Genomic DNA, 14,944 nt, shown 5'->3' on the forward strand with positions numbered 1-14,944 from the left:
GCATGCGTGCGCATGCCCCGCGCGGATCGCGCGGCAAACCGGTAATTCAGCGGGAAATTGCACGCGCAAGTCTCCTGAACGTAGCTTCGGTCGTCATGACGGGGCGCTTTTCAACAGCCTGCTAGAGTAATCCGACGGGCCGTCCTTGAGCGTGAGGGAACCACCTGCGCTCGAAACGTTGACTATGCGAGCTACCGGCGCTTTTCGAAGGAGCGGCAGCATCGCCTGCGTAACGGCGACAACCCCAAACACGTTCGTCTCGAAGACCAAGCGGATATCGTCAACGGTTGCGCGGCTCACCTTATCCCCGTCTCTCATTTCATTGGCAGGTCCCCAAGTATTCTCGATCTGCCTGGTAGCCGCAATAATCGAGGACTGATCGGTTACGTCGAGTCGGATCGCTTGGCTGTCACCTCTAAGACTTCTTGCTGCTGCCACACCAAGGCCGAGTTCGTCACCGGGGCCGGACGCGGAAGTCGGGCGCGTCCGGCATCCTCGTCCAGGACTTTGGTCCCACAGCGCGAATGACAATAGTGTATAGGTTACATCTGCCCTAGTTCAGCGGCAGGCTTGGTGCACGTCATTTTTTCAGATAGAACTGATCCGGGAGGCACGCCCGACGTGCGCAAAGGCGCCACAGTGAAGTCCGTGCGCGTGTAGACGCCACACAATCCGATCGGAGCAGTCCAAAAGCGAGCGGTTTTTGCATTGACAGCTGAACTGCAATCCTTGGCAGAAAAGCAGTCGCTCTATGGAGGTTACAGGTCGGCGTGCCAAACGCATCTTTCCTCGGCATCGTCCTGCTGAGCCTGACACGCAGCGCAATCTTGTTGATAATGCGTGGACCCCGCCTAGCGCGATGAACGTGACATGCGTACACCGAATCGCCGGTTATCATGACGCAGTGCCGGATGATCGTGGCGCGGCAACAGTCGGAAGAAGTTTGATCGCGGCAGTGCTACGACCTGGGCACAATAGTCTGGCGAATCGCGCATTGTCCGATCAGAACATCCGACTCAAGATCTGCCTGCTTCCGCGAACAAATATCTCGAAACCTGCTCCCTGGTATCTTCTACTTCAATGACGTCGGTAATCAGTCCACTGGCCTTCAACAGTTCAGGATTTTCGATTTCGTCGGTCAGCTTCTGTATTATGTCTCTTGTCGTCTCATCAAATTCTGGCATGACTTTTGTCATCGTATCGGGACTGAAAACACCAATGTGAGCCTGCGGATAAGCCAAGACTGCTACTGGGTTAAAGCCCGGGCCGCACATAGCATACACGCCTCCCGTGTACGCTTTTCTTGCAATGAGCAGCAACTTAGGTACTTTGCTTCGAACGTGTGCCCTGAACAAATCTGCCGCTGCAGAAAAAATCCCACTATTTTCTGCCTCCCGGCCTATCATAAATCCAGGGATGTCAGCAATAAAAATGATCGGTATCCTGACTTTCTCAGCCACACCAACCATTTTGACTATTTTGGTAGCGGATTGCCTGTGAATGGCGCCGCCCTTATAGCGGGGATTATTGGCAATGATAGCGACCGCGCTTCCTTTAATGGTCGCGTAGCCTGTCAACACTTCCTTTGCGTATTCGGGGCTAATTTCGGTGAAGCTGTCCTTGTCGACGAAAGAATGCAGCAACTGATGCATATCATAGGGCGTACGATGATCCGATGGAATCAAGCTCTTGAAATCAGCTGCTTCGGGTTCTTCATATCCCAGACCACGGTTCGCTCCGCGGTTGGCGCTGACGTGAAGCAACTGCCTTACACATCCGAATAGGTCTGTTTCATCTTCGAATACCAATTGAACTGAACCTGAGTGCTTGCTGTGAACGTCCGTTCCACCTAGCGAATAGAGATCTGAATCCTGAGCCAGCATGGCCTTCACCATATCGGGGCGACCCATGCACAAGGCGCCCTTTTCGGTCATCAACACCAAGTCAGCCAGCATCAATGGTAGGGCCAAGGGGCCTGAGGTCGGGCCGAGTATGGCGGAAATTAGCAAATTCTTCTCGGCCAACTCCGCGAGGGATGCACTGACTCTGCCCATTCCAGTTGGTGACAAAAGCAGTTTCGACATGTCCGACGAAAGAACTTTTGTGGTATCGAAACTATCTGTCCCTCCGGGACGGTCCTGAACGTAAATCAATGGGGCGCAACTGTCCCGGGCCATCGTTACGGTCTTTGTAATCTGCGTGGCGGTGCGCCACTGTCCGCTTCCTCTGAATTCACAGTCTCGTCCCCGATTCATGACCAGAAACGTTCTTACGGAATTTATAGACCCTTCGCCGCAGATGAAATGACTTCTCTCGACAGGGTGATGGTCGACAAAACTACCGGCGTCAAAGAGAGTGTTTATTCTTTGCAATGAAATCTGCATTGGCTACCGCCTCCAAAACGGTGTGCGAATCGTTTGCTGCTGCCTGCGGATGAAACCTTTCGCAGTGAAGATCGCAGTCGTGTTACGACGAATTCAGAACGTCTTCTACAGACGTTGCCATAGTCAAGAGGCGGCGGTCCTGACCTCGTGGTGCGTCAAGGCTCAAACCAACGGGCAATGCACCATCCGGAGCAACAGGAAGGGTAACCGAGGGCATCGCGGCATTGCTGGCCAAGTCGGTATTACGTATCACCTCCGAGAAAAGTTCGGGCCGCCCGGCATCGCTACAGTGGGGAACGCTGCGCGGAACCGTCGGGTATGCGAGAAAATCGACACCTTGGGTGGTGAACAGGTTTTTCATTTGTTGACGCAAAAGGCCCACATTCTGGATCGCAAAAGAATAATCCGCCGCAGAGATCAGCTGTGCACTGAGGTTGCTGTGGACGATGTTGCGGACAGCTTCATCACGGATGTTATCGAATATCGCATTTATCCTGTTCGCCCAACCGAAGGAAAGCAATGTGCGTGGAAAGTCCATGAAGAATTCGTAAACGGGAATGGTGAAAGTTCCAATCCTATTTAAGTCAGCAACAGCCGAGTCGTCCAGATCAACGCACTCGAACCCCGCGCGGATGAGACGCGTGATCGCATGCCAACAATGCTTTCGGACATCTTCATTGAGGTTACTCCACATGGACGCCGGAAGTCCTATGCGGCAAGGAGTACTCATCTGTTTTGCCGGAGGGCGGGTACCGGTGGACAGCAGCTCATATATCATCAACGCGTCCTTCGCCGTTCGCGTCAAAAGCCCAGGTGAATCTTTAGTGCGAGAAACTGGAATGATTCCAGCCGAAGACCAGTGACCGCTTGTGGGCCTGAAGCCGATAATTCCACAGAAGGCGGCCGGTATCCGCACCGAGCCGCCAGTGTCAGTTCCGATCGCGATCGGAACAATCCCGGCAGCCACCGCGGCCGCGCAACCGCCACTGCTTCCGCCCGCCAGATATCCCGGAGCCGTCGGGTTGCCCACCGTTCCCCACCTCGGATTGACCGATGTGATACCAAAACTAAGTTCATGCATATTGTTCTTACCGGCGACGACAGCGCCCAAGGATTTCAGTTTTCGGACGATAATGGCATCGCGTGTCGCTATGCATCCTTCCATCCCTGGCGTACCGGCAGTTACTGGAAACCCGCTAGCACAAATATTGTCTTTCAATGAGAAGGGGATGCCGTAGAGTGGTGCACATTTCAGCACATCATTCGGCCTTGCGAAATGTGCGTCGAGGTCGCGACTACCAATGAAACAATTGAGCTTCTGCTGGCTAGCATTGGCGCTAATTGCGTGCTTCCGCATGTCATCCGCAGAGATTTCACCATCGCGTATACCATCACAAAGCGATTCCAGAGTGTCTTCCGAATACATAAAGAGTCCAAAAATAGGGTGTCAGTGCATGCGATATCAGTAGTGATAGGCACTGCGTATTTCGTCGAGAGGATTGCCCCGTAGAAGGTCTCCGCCTGTACTGCGTATAACGGCACAGGCGCTATTGATAGCTGTCTGGACCGCCCCCTCGATCCAACCACCGGTGAATGAACAACCACATCCAGCCAGATATAGGCCGGTATCCGTTGCGAGGTCGTTTGCCGTCTGAAATTGAAAAAAAAGCCGCTGTGAGTACACATCTTCACCGGGATAGTTGAGTTTAAACGCACCGGAAGAATGGGGATCAGTCAACCAGTCATGGTGAAGGATGGCATGCTCGTAGTCGTCATCCACGGGAGTCAGGTGGCGCGCAAGCTCAGGGTTGAATGTAGCAAGGGCGTCGACAAAACGCTCGCAGCGCTGCTTTTTGTCGGGGACACTTAGTAGCTTGTGCGCGTCGTCCTCCCACGTGTAGCTAAGCAAAACTACACCTGGACCGTCTGGCCTATCGGGCTCGTAGTCAAGGCAATATACCCCGCGCGCAAAACTGTCAGATTGAATTGTGACTGGCAAATCGTTACCGATCCAAAATTTACCATGTGTAAGCATGAATAGTTTTGATGACCCAGTGAGATGCGTTTCTCTAACGGCCCGTGAGACGTCTCGGCTGAGAAACGTCTCGTCGTCAGTCAGGCCGTGAACCATCTGCATTGTCCTTGTGTTGCTGGTAACGATAACTCGGTCAAAGGTCATGATTTCGTCCGCGTCAGTCATCAGCCTTATCTTTCCGTCTTCTTTGTAGATACGGCCCACGCCATTGAAGCGAACCCGGTCAGCAACGGTGCATTCTCCGATCTTCTCTGCTGCGAGGCGCTCAGCCAGTGTAGCAATTCCGCAAGAGACCAAGCGTTGATCGTCCATGTAGCCATTGATGACGAGCCTCAGTATTTCGGTGAATGCCGCCTGATAAACAGGAAGGAAGCCTCCAGAGCCTATGCCCAAAGAACCGAATAGTTCAAAGTCGTCAGGCCGTTCCCAGCGGATGCCTCCGGGCGGGCGAGATCCAGTGAAGATGGCCACGATGGCTGCATAGAAAGAACTGTCACGAAACACGTCGAGCCACGTTTGCCATTCTGCTCGGGCTTCCTCAAACCGGCCTGACCTCAACATTGCGGTGATTTTTGCGGGAGCAACTAGAGACGTACCGTTGATCACGCATCCTTCCTGCAAAAAGGCTCTCCAGCCTTCGTAAACGACACTGAATAATGGGGGCGGCGGGTCTCCCGCGCGCCAGATATGGCGAGTACCGCGATAGTGCAATTCGGTATCGACCATTCCTGGATCCGGGAAAGAGGCTGTCGTCGAAATGCCGTACCTGTCAAGGTAATGAAAAAGGCCGGTCGCACTCGGAGGAAATCTCATTGCACCCATTTCAGCAATGAGATGCGGGTACCGTGGATCAAAAGGTTGTGACCATACTCTGCCTCCGATGCGATCGCGGGCTTCAAACACGGTGACATCGGTGACACCTGCTCGCATCAATTCTGCCGCGGCCAGAAGCCCGCTAATGCCAGCCCCCACGATTGCAACCCGCGGCGTCTGTGCACTGGGGGAAAACGAGCCAATTGCTCCTTCTGATTTGCAAATCTCGAGGAAAGGAGCATAGTCATACAATAGGTCAATAGTCGGTGATGCAATGTGTGAAGATGCGGCGCAGTTTTTCATGAATTATCTCCCTTTGGAGTACCTCTACCCGTCGAAAAGACGATCGCTGAGAGTAACGCTACGATTTAGGGAAGGCTGCACAACTCGTTTTCAGAGAGTTGGCCGTTTTGCCACTTGCGTCGTATCAGCCATGAGAGTCTGCTGGCAGGTTGGTCGTCTGGCTTTTGAAGCGTGACGACCGCTGTTTGCCGAGATTGGCGGCCTGAATCTGCGAGCGTTTCAAGCGTTCCACAAAGCCTTGCGTGCCATCCACAGGTTGCCCAGAGCAAATAGTGTCGTGATCTGGGCGGTGTTCTTGATCAACCCTTGGTACCGGGCCTTTGTATAGCCAAACTGCTGTTTGAGGACGCGGAACGGATGTTCAACCTTGGCGCGGATGCCGGCCTTCAGGCGTTCAATCTGATCGAATATCGCGTCCAGCCGATCGGTTAGGTCCAGTTGTCTGCGCCTGCCTGGTCGCATCGCCACATGCCAGCGAACCGCGCTTACCTGGCAGCGCTTTTCGATACCCTGATATCCGGCGTCAGCGTACACATCCATTTCCTGGCCGTGCAACAGCGCTTCGGCCGCATTGATGTCATGAACGTTGGCGGCTGTGCCGATGACCGTGTGGACCGGGCCCGACTCTGCGTCCACGCCGACGTGCGCTTTCATCCCGAAGTACCATTGATTTCCCTTCTTCGTCTGGTGCATTTCCGGCTCCCGTGTACCAGAGCCGTTCTTCGTCGAAGTGGGTGCGGAAATCAAGGTAGCGTCGACCGCCGACCCCACCTTCAGCATCAAGCCTTTCTCGCTCAGGATCTCATTGACCAGCGTGAGCATCTGCGCAGCCAGGCCGTGCGTTTCGAGAAGGTGACGGAACCGGAGAATCGTGCTCTCGTCCGGCAAACGCGTCATACCCTCGTCCAGCCCAGCAAATTCACGATACAGCGGCACGTCATAAAGCGCCTCTTCCATCGCCGGGTCTGACAGACCAAACCACTGCTGCATGAAGTGGATCTGCAGCATCGTCGCAATAGGAAACGGCGGCCTTCCAGTCTTACCCCTTGGATAGTGCGGTTCGATCAACGCAATCAACCTCGACCATGGCACAACGTGCCTCATCTCATCGAGAAATTCCCGCTTGCGCGTGCGTTTCGTTAAAAGATCCAGACCAAGACCAAGCTGTGTCATCGAGGTACCCCTTAAACCTGCATTCTCCCAGGGTAGTCCACCGAGACGTCAACGCCATGACTTTTGCAGACCTTCCTTAGATAAGAGAGGTAAAGATTGCATATTTCGTTGCCAACAACTGCGTTGTCTGTCAGCGCAAAGCGATATTTATCTTTAATATCCATGAATGCCACGATAGCAAATCGTCTACCTCAGGATCAAACAAATAAAATTGATGCTTGTGAAAAGATATCGTGAGGTCCCAACCAGTCGTCTATTTTTTGTCGCCGCCGAGTTGCCTAAACATCGCTTGCGAAGACATCAAGGCAATGTCGCAACGAGGCGAGCGTCAGGGTGTCGACTGGAAAAGATTACCTCGTGCACGATATCGACTAACTTGACGACGAGGCGCCATGGGCATAAAACTTTCGGACCGGACTCAATTGCGGGTTGGTGGCGTGGAGTTGCCCTATAACCCCGAGGAAACGTACATCGTCTTCACGAACGAGTGAGCCATACCATTGCTGTGGGGCCAGTGGTCAGCGGATGCAGGTGGCAGCTCGCGCCCGAAGATACTCGTGCGATGGTCGATGTAGGTAGAGCGTTGTACGTCATCCATTCGATGAGTTGCGCTGCTAGACGGCAATCAGCATCACGTCGTGCGCCACGCTGCCGGTATGACTTCGAGGTGTGGCAATCCAGCTAATCGCCTCCGGTTGCGACAGGCAGCTCGAAGGTTACACATAGGGAGGGAGCCATCGTCGCACCGGAACTTGAAGCCATCGGACCACGAATGGTATTGTTGTTGTCCACGGCAACAACACGATCGTCGTGCTGCCGCGTGTATCGCAGCGCGCCGAGACGGCGCAGCAGCAGATGATGCTCTCGGATAACCCGATACACGCGCTTGTGGTTAGCTACGGGGCGGTCTGTTCTCGACCGGAATGCCGGAGCGCCCAAACGCCTGAAGTCGGAAGAAAATGCGCTACATGGACCAGCATTTCTTCGAGACATTCTGAGTCATCGGACGGTGTGGCGCTACGACCGCTTGCCAATCGGACAAGCGAGCCCCTTGTCACTGCTACGTCATAGTGGGCCGCGCCGAGAACTTCGCAGACCGCTTTCAATCGTCGCCCCCCGCACCAAGGCGGGCGCGCAAACACGTCTTTGTGCGCCCCATTCCAGGCCTTCCTATAAGGTTCCGACACCGGTCGTCCTGGTGCTCTGATGACGGTACGACGTGTCGTCAGCTTTCATCGCCGCCACCCCGCTCGGTCCGACCGGACGCCTGGTTCGGGTAAACGCCTCGCCGACGGCGCTCCGGTTCACTCATAAATTCAACGGTTTCACATAATGTCCAGGCTTACCGCTAGCCTAGGCTATCCCTGATCTTAGGCGAGTCTTCGTGTCCTCAGATACGTGGGGCTGATCAATGGCGAGACACAAAGACCCGCATGAAGGCAGTCCTTGCAGTCATCGCAAGCTGTTTGCTCCAGCCACACCGCGGCGCGAGGAGTGCGCGAAAAACTGCACAATGGATGGCGGTCACGTCATTGCTGTTGTCTTCTCGTGATGTTCTGCACCTAACAACATGTACATCGACGGGACAACGAACAGTGTGAACAGAGTGCCGATAGACAGTCCTGTGAATATTACCAGGCCGATCGCGTTGCGCCCTGCCGCGCCGGCGCCGGACGCAATCACTAGCGGCAGAACACCAAGCACCATGGCGGCTGTAGTCATGACGATCGGGCGCAGGCGCGCGCCTGCCGCTTCTTCAAGAGCTTCGCGCTTGCTGCGGCCTGAACGCTGTAACTCATTCGCGAACTGCACGATGAGAATGCCATGCTTGCTGATAAGCCCCATGAGTGTGACCAGTCCGACTTGCGTGTAGATGTTGAGCGTAGAAACGCCGATGTTAATGAAGATCAGCGCACCGAACAACGCCAACGGCACTGATACCAGAATGACGATGGGATCGCGGAAGCTTTCAAACTGCGCCGCGAGTGCAAGGAACACAATGACCGCCGCGAACATCAGAGTGATTACGAAGCCGCCGGACTCCTGCATGAATTGGCGCGAAAGTCCGGAATAGTCCATGTTGTATCCTGAGGGAGCGACGCGGGTTGTGGCGTTGCGCAGGAACTCGAGTACTTCGCCCTGCGAAACGCGGGGTGCGACTACGGCCGAGATCGTTGCCGAATTCATTTGCTGAAAATGGTTGATGGATTCGGGCACAACCGTCGACTTCAGATGCGAGACAGTCGAAGCAGGAATCATACTGCCGTCGGAAGTGCGCAGGTTGTAGTCTAGTAGCTGCGATGGGTTCATTCGGTCGACCTGCTGAAGTTGTGGAATCACCTTGTACGAACGGCCGGCGACCGAGAAATAATTCGCGTAGTTACCACCGAGCGCAGCTCCGAGCGCCTGTCCCATGTCGCTTTGCGTAAGGCCGAGCGAGGCGACCTTGTCGCGGTCGACCATCAGAACGGTCTCGGGCTTGTCGATCTTTAGGTCACTGTCGACAAAGAGGAACATGCCGCTTTCGCGCGCCTGTTGCAAAACCGCTTGAGTCACCTCGTTGAGGTTATCGAAAGGCTCAGTCGTGTTGATCACGAACTGTACCGGGAAGCCTTGCGCACCGGGCAGGGGTGGAAACTGGAACGCGGCAACTCGCGCGCCCGCGATGCCGTTCCACTTCTGTTGAAGCTCCTGTTGCAACTCGGAGGTACCTCTCTTTCGCCTGTCCCATGTCGTGAAGAGCACGCCGCCGAAGCCCTGATTCAGTGTCGGCGCACCTGTCAACTGAAACATCTGCGCATACTCGGGCAATTGCTTAGATATCTGGAACACCTGGTCGGCATACATCTGCATCTGTTGGATCGTCGCATTGGGTGGTCCCTGGATCAGCGACAGTACGATGCCTTGGTCCTCCTGGGGGGCGAGTTCGGACTGTGACGTCGCAAATAAATAGATGGTTCCGCATAACAGCATTGCACCCATCACGACGAATACGGTCCATGTGTCCAGTATCGAGCGCAGGAGCCGCATATAACCCCGATGCACTTTCTCAAACTGCTGATGGACGAAACGGTTGAAGCGTCCGGGTTGCTGCTCGTTGTGAAAGAGTCGTGAGCACATCATCGGCGATAGGCTTAGCGCGACCACGCCCGATATAGTGACCGCGCTTGCCAGTGTAAATGCGAACTCCGTGAACAGTGCGCCCGTCAGTCCGCCCTGGAAGCCAATGGGGAGATAGACGGCAATTAAGACAACAGTCATTGCGAGTATCGGGCCACTGAGTTCCCGCGCGGCGATGAGCGCGGCATCGAAGGGACGCTTGCCCTCGGTCGTCAGGTGCCGGTCGAAATTCTCAACCACGATGATCGCGTCATCGACCACGAGTCCGACCGCGAGCACCAGCGCGAGCAGCGTCAGTAGATTAATGGAGTAGCCGAGCAACTGCATCATGAAGAATGTGCCGATCAGAGACAGTGGCATCGCGAACAAGGGCACTATCACCGCGCGGAAGCTGCCGAAGAACAGGTAAATCACGAGCGTCACGATCAGTAGTGCCTCGACGAGCGTCTTCACCACTTCGTCGATGGCAGTCTCGATAAAGTCCGTGGCATCATAGACTATGCCGCCCGACACACCCGTGGGGAGCTGCTTCTGCAGATCAGGGAACACAGCTTTGACACGGTTCGCTACGTCGAGCAGGTTTGCGTCGGGTGCTACCTTGATCCCGATGAACACCGAGCGTTTTCCACTAAAAGCGACATTGGAATCGTAGTTGTCCGCACCCAACACGACATTGGCGACATCCTCTAGGCGCACGATCGCGCCGTTCTTCTGCTTGACAACCAGCTTCCTGAAGTCTTCGACGGAATGCAGATCGGTACCAGCGTTTAGACTGACGCTGGTCATCTGGCCTTTGGTTGTTCCGAGCGTCGCCAGATAGTTGTTGTTGCCGAGTGCCGTGTAGACGTCAGAAGCCGTGACGTTGTGCGCTGCGAGCCTGGTCGAATCAAGCCATGCGCGCAACGCGAACTGACGGCCGCCGAGAACCTCTGCGGTTTGCACGCCCTCAATTGAATCGAGCTTCGGCTTGACAACGCGCAGCAGATAGTCAGTGACGTTGTTGCTTGGCAGCACATCGCTGTAGAAGCCCATATACATCGTGTCAGTAGTCTGGCCGACCTGAATCGTCAACACTGGCTGTTGCGCTTGGGGTGGCAACTGGTTGCGCATAGACGCGATTTGGGTGTTGATCTCTGTTAACGCGCGGTTCGGATCGTAGTTCAGGCGCAGAGTCGCGGTGATACTTGAGACACCCGTGCTACTCTTCGACGACATGTAATCGATGCCTTGCACCTGTGCGATCGCGGCTTCGAGCGGCTGAGTAACGAAGCCGGCCATAGTCTCGGCGCTAGCGCCATAGTACGAGGTGGTGATGGTAACGACGCCAGTGCCAGTCTGGGGATATTCGCTAACCTTGAGTGTCGACAGGGAACGTAAGCCCAGCACGAGGATGAACAGGCTTACCACGGACGCGAGGACCGGCCGTTTGATAAAGATATCGGTGAAATCCATCTGAGGAACTCTTATTGTTCTTGGGGCGTCGGAGCAGGACTGTCTGCCGGCAACACGCGATTGTCGATTACGAGCGGTGTGCCGTTCTTCAGCTTGAGCTGGCCGCTCGTTACCACTAGTGCGCCTTCGTCTAAGCCCTTCAGGATCGCAACCTGATCGCCGCGCGTGGGCCCTGGCGTTACGAAGATTTGTTGCGCAACGGGCATCGTTTTGCCGCGTGCGTCCTTATGCTCGCCCGGTTTGATGACGAAAACTGTTGCCCCGTAGGGATTGTAAGTGATTGCTGTTTGCGGCAGTGTCAGGTAGCGCTGCTCGTGACCAACATCGACTTTTACGCTAGCGTACATCCCCGGCAACAGTTTGCGCTCGCGGTTGTCCAGGGCCGCTTCGACCTCCACGTTGCGCGTCGTGCTGTCGAGGCGCGGGTTGATAGCGCGGATCTTGCCCACGAAGCCGCGGCTCACGAATGCACTTGTATTTACGGCGACGCTCTGTCCCACCTGCAATTGACCGAGTTCCTGCTGGGGCAGATGAAAGTCGACGTAGATGGGATCGATAGCTTGCAACGTAACGATGGCGTCGCCCGGATTGACGTACTGGCCCGGATTGACTGTCGTGATGCCCACGCGTCCCGCGAAAGGCGCGCGAATCGTTTTTTTCTCGACCAGTGCGGCCTGCTGTTCGACTTGTGCTCGTTTGCTTCTCAGGTCGGCGGCATCAGCATCGACTTGCGCCCTGGCGATCGCCTGAATGTCGTACTGTGCCGTGTCGCGGTTATAGACGGTTTGCGATAGGTCGGCGGCAGCTCTTAGCGAGGCGAGCTGCGCGCGGTCCGAGCGGTCGTTCAGACGCACGAGCACCTGTCCGGCCTTGACTTCCTCGCCGGACTTGAATGCGATCTCGCGAACGAGTCCAGCCACTTCAGTCGTCACGTCGACACCGCGCACGGCACGCAGGCTGCCCACAGCGGCAAGCTGTGGCTGCCATGTCTGATAGCTCACGACGGCGGACGTGACGGTAGCAGCCGGCACCGCGTTGTGCGCCATGAATTTCCGGATCATATGCGCCTTGTACAGGTTGAAACCGATCAGCGCGCCAAGCAGAGTGCCTATGCAGATCAGCGTGGTGATCATCCGTTTCGCTGTTGGTTTATTTGTCGTCATCGTCGTGTCCTTGCACGGCAAACTGATATGGAACAGATCCCGTTGGACGCGCAGCATTGAAACGATGCGGGGCGCGGCAAGCAGAAAGAGAGTTCACTGCGGGTTGATATCGGAGTCCACCTGTCCTGTCTGGATCCTCGCAGTGTCACTCCACCAGCCGCCGCCCAGTGCTTCGAACAATGCGGCCGTGTCTGCGTAGCGTGCAGCGCGGGCCTGGGTGAGATTGACGATTGTCTGCTGGTATTGACGCTGCGCATCGAGCAGAGCTAGATAACTGACACCGCCGGCACGAAACTGGCCACGCGTCAGCTCGAGCGAGCTGCTGGCTGCACGCCACGCTTCGGTTTGCGCGGCGAGTGCGGTTGCATCGTGATCGAGTGCGCGGAGCGTATCCGCGACATCTTCGAATGCAAGCAGTATCGTTTGCCTGTATTGCCCGTTGGCCTCATCGAAGGCAGCTTCCGCCGCGCGCTTTTTAGCGCTCAGTTGGCCTCCGTTAAAGATCGGCTGCGTGAGCCCCGCGCCGATGTTCCAGATCATGTCCGCGTACTTCAGCATGCCCGCTGGCGTTAATGATTGCGGGCCGTAGTTTGCGGACAGCGTAAGCTGCGGATACATGTTCGCGGTTGCGACGCCGACCTGGGCGCTCGCCTGACGCAGCAGGGCTTCCGCAGCTAGGATGTCCGGACGTTGACGGACGAGCGACGAAGGGAGGGCGACGGGTAAGGTCTGCGGTAGGGTGAACATCGACAGCCTGAACTCGGGAACGCTGTTATCGCTAGGCGGTTTACCCGCGAGCACGGCAAGCTGATGTCGCGCCCGATCGAGAGACTGCCGCAGTGGCGGCAGGGTAGCGCGCGTTTGTGCGAGCAACGTTTCCTGCGAGAGCACGGCCACGCGACCCACACCGCCGAACTCAAGCTGCTTACGCAATACACCGAGCTGAGTCTCCTCATCCGCGGCGATACGCTCGGTCGCGTCAATCTGCTCGCGGAGGGAAGCTTCGCTGACTGCAGCGGTGACGATGTTCGCTGACAGCGCCAGGTATGTGCTCTGTAGCTGCAAACTCTGGAAGTCGACCTGCGCGCCCAGCACCTCGAGTTCGTGCCGTGCAGCCCCGAAGAGATCCAGGTTGTAGGAAACGTTCACTGATGCGTTGTACAGACTTAGTATTCTTTTCAGGCTGGGCTGGCCTAGCGTCGCGCCATTGAGCTTTTCGCGAGTAGCATTGAGCTTGACATCGATGGCGGGATATAGATCGATCCCAGTTTGCGCGCGCAGATTTTCGCTTGCTTGGCGCAGCGCCGCGCTGGCTGCAGCGATATTCGGGCTATTTGAGAGGGCCTCGCGTATCAGCGCGTCGAGGGGCTCGCAACGGTAAAGGGTCCACCATTGTGCAGGCAGCTCGCCGCCAGCCTTGAACTGCTGCGCAAGACCCGTCGCACCGGGCGACGAAACCGTGTGTTCGGGTAGGGCCGTCGGTGTATAGTTGTCGGTCGCGGGCGGCGCGGGAGTGCGATATTCGGGGCCGACTGTGCAGCCGGAAAGTGAATAGACTAGTGAAAGCAGGACAGTGATCGATGCGGCACGGCCGAAAGGCCGATTTGCTGCCGGAAGCAACGCTGGGTCGCGCGACCGCGGCTGCGATCGTCCGCGATAGCAATTGAGATTGCCGTAATCAATCATCTGTCTACCTTGGTCCGCGTGAGCGCAGTGCAATCAAAATGGGTGGCTGAACAAACTCACCTCCCTGGCACCGGGTTCGCTGGAAGGAGGGTATGCAACAGAGTGTCGACGTTTCGCCCGCTCCGGCAACTGTCATCGATCGAGCCGCTCGTCCGCCATGGACATCGGGTTATCGAATCCAGTTCTGCGGTGTGCCCACACTCGTCTCGCTCCAACTAGCGGCTATTGAGCCAGTTCACCACAAGGTCCGCGCCTTCATCGATGGACTTCGAACATGTGTCGATGAATACGTCCGGGACCGTCGGCTGTTCATACGGCGAGTCGATGCCGGTGAAATGCTGTATGGCGCCAGTTCTCGCAAGCCGATACAGTCCCTTAGGATCGCGAGATTCGGCTACGGCCAAACTAGCGTGAACGTGGATTTCGGCGAAACGGTGCCTACCCGCAGTGGATCTGGCGAGTTCCCGATCGCGACGGAACGGCGAAATGAGGCACACCAGCACTACGAGCCCCGCGTCAGCCATCAATTTTGCAACTTCGGCCACGCGCCGCACGTTCTCGTGGCGATCCGCATCCGCAAAGCCGAGATCCTTGCATAGACCGAGCCTGATGGAGTCTCCATCGAGAATGTAGGTGAGTTGGCCGGACGCATGCAGTAGTGCCTCGACCTTGTCGGCAATCGCCGACTTTCCAGCTGCTGACAGCCCCGTGAACCACAGGATGGCGGGCGTTTGCCGGAGCAATCGTCCTCTCGACTCCGGCTGAATCCGGAAGCCGTGGACATGAAGATCTGAAACGGAGGTCTTCTTCATACT

General features: G+C 56.1%; 9 protein-coding genes. All 9 read right to left on the bottom strand.

The window, feature by feature from the left end:
• Positions 1–93: 93 nt before the first annotated feature.
• The 9 genes from AB4Y34_RS35645 to cysC all read right to left on the bottom strand — a co-directional run bounded on the left by AB4Y34_RS35645 (position 94) and on the right by cysC (position 14,941).
• Complete coding sequence (locus tag AB4Y34_RS35645; RefSeq protein ID WP_368718692.1) at positions 94–438, bottom strand: SDR family NAD(P)-dependent oxidoreductase; 345 nt, start codon at positions 436–438, stop codon at positions 94–96.
• A 578-nt stretch (positions 439–1,016) separates the two neighbouring features.
• Positions 1,017–2,384 (bottom strand): carboxyl transferase domain-containing protein, encoded by a 1,368-nt coding sequence (locus AB4Y34_RS35650; RefSeq protein WP_368718693.1) that lies wholly within the window; start codon positions 2,382–2,384, stop codon positions 1,017–1,019.
• A gap of 82 nt (positions 2,385–2,466) precedes the next feature.
• A complete protein-coding gene (locus AB4Y34_RS35655) occupies positions 2,467–3,810 on the bottom strand; it encodes an amidase family protein (RefSeq protein WP_176369957.1) in 1,344 nt (447 codons plus the stop codon).
• A 36-nt stretch (positions 3,811–3,846) separates the two neighbouring features.
• Positions 3,847–5,535, bottom strand: coding sequence for an NAD(P)/FAD-dependent oxidoreductase (locus AB4Y34_RS35660; RefSeq protein WP_176369958.1), 1,689 nt, complete (start codon positions 5,533–5,535; stop codon positions 3,847–3,849).
• Between the two features lie 219 nt (positions 5,536–5,754).
• Entirely contained in the window at positions 5,755–6,708 is a 954-nt protein-coding gene (locus tag AB4Y34_RS35665; RefSeq protein WP_368718694.1) for an IS5 family transposase, read from the bottom strand.
• A gap of 1,524 nt (positions 6,709–8,232) precedes the next feature.
• On the bottom strand, positions 8,233–11,280 hold the full coding sequence (locus tag AB4Y34_RS35670) for an efflux RND transporter permease subunit (RefSeq protein WP_176369719.1): 3,048 nt from the start codon (positions 11,278–11,280) through the stop codon (positions 8,233–8,235).
• A gap of 11 nt (positions 11,281–11,291) precedes the next feature.
• The gene (locus AB4Y34_RS35675; RefSeq protein ID WP_368718713.1) at positions 11,292–12,443 is read right to left on the bottom strand and encodes an efflux RND transporter periplasmic adaptor subunit; all 1,152 of its coding nucleotides are present in this window, start codon (positions 12,441–12,443) and stop codon (positions 11,292–11,294) included.
• A gap of 93 nt (positions 12,444–12,536) precedes the next feature.
• Positions 12,537–14,129: an efflux transporter outer membrane subunit gene (locus tag AB4Y34_RS35680; protein ID WP_368718695.1), complete on the bottom strand. Its 1,593-nt coding sequence runs from the start codon at positions 14,127–14,129 to the stop codon at positions 12,537–12,539.
• 215 nt (positions 14,130–14,344) lie between these two features.
• Positions 14,345–14,941: an adenylyl-sulfate kinase gene (cysC, locus tag AB4Y34_RS35685; RefSeq protein WP_176369722.1), complete on the bottom strand. Its 597-nt coding sequence runs from the start codon at positions 14,939–14,941 to the stop codon at positions 14,345–14,347.
• Positions 14,942–14,944 lie beyond the last annotated feature (3 nt).

Origin of the sequence: Paraburkholderia sp. BR10954, assembly GCF_040965775.1 — a bacterium.
In the GTDB taxonomy this organism is placed as follows: domain Bacteria; phylum Pseudomonadota; class Gammaproteobacteria; order Burkholderiales; family Burkholderiaceae; genus Paraburkholderia; species Paraburkholderia youngii.

Excerpts from the sequence above, each read along its gene's own strand:
- AB4Y34_RS35655 (WP_176369957.1), bottom strand. The coding sequence starts at position 3,810 with ATGTATTCGGAAGACACTCTGGAATCGCTTTGTGATGGTATACGCGAT.
- AB4Y34_RS35665 (WP_368718694.1), bottom strand. The coding sequence starts at position 6,708 with ATGACACAGCTTGGTCTTGGTCTGGATCTTTTAACGAAACGCACGCGC.
- AB4Y34_RS35675 (WP_368718713.1), bottom strand. The coding sequence starts at position 12,443 with ATGACGACAAATAAACCAACAGCGAAACGGATGATCACCACGCTGATC.
- AB4Y34_RS35660 (WP_176369958.1), bottom strand. The coding sequence starts at position 5,535 with ATGAAAAACTGCGCCGCATCTTCACACATTGCATCACCGACTATTGAC.
- cysC (WP_176369722.1), bottom strand. The coding sequence starts at position 14,941 with ATGAAGAAGACCTCCGTTTCAGATCTTCATGTCCACGGCTTCCGGATT.
- AB4Y34_RS35680 (WP_368718695.1), bottom strand. The coding sequence starts at position 14,129 with ATGATTGATTACGGCAATCTCAATTGCTATCGCGGACGATCGCAGCCG.
- AB4Y34_RS35650 (WP_368718693.1), bottom strand. The coding sequence starts at position 2,384 with ATGCAGATTTCATTGCAAAGAATAAACACTCTCTTTGACGCCGGTAGT.
- AB4Y34_RS35670 (WP_176369719.1), bottom strand. The coding sequence starts at position 11,280 with ATGGATTTCACCGATATCTTTATCAAACGGCCGGTCCTCGCGTCCGTG.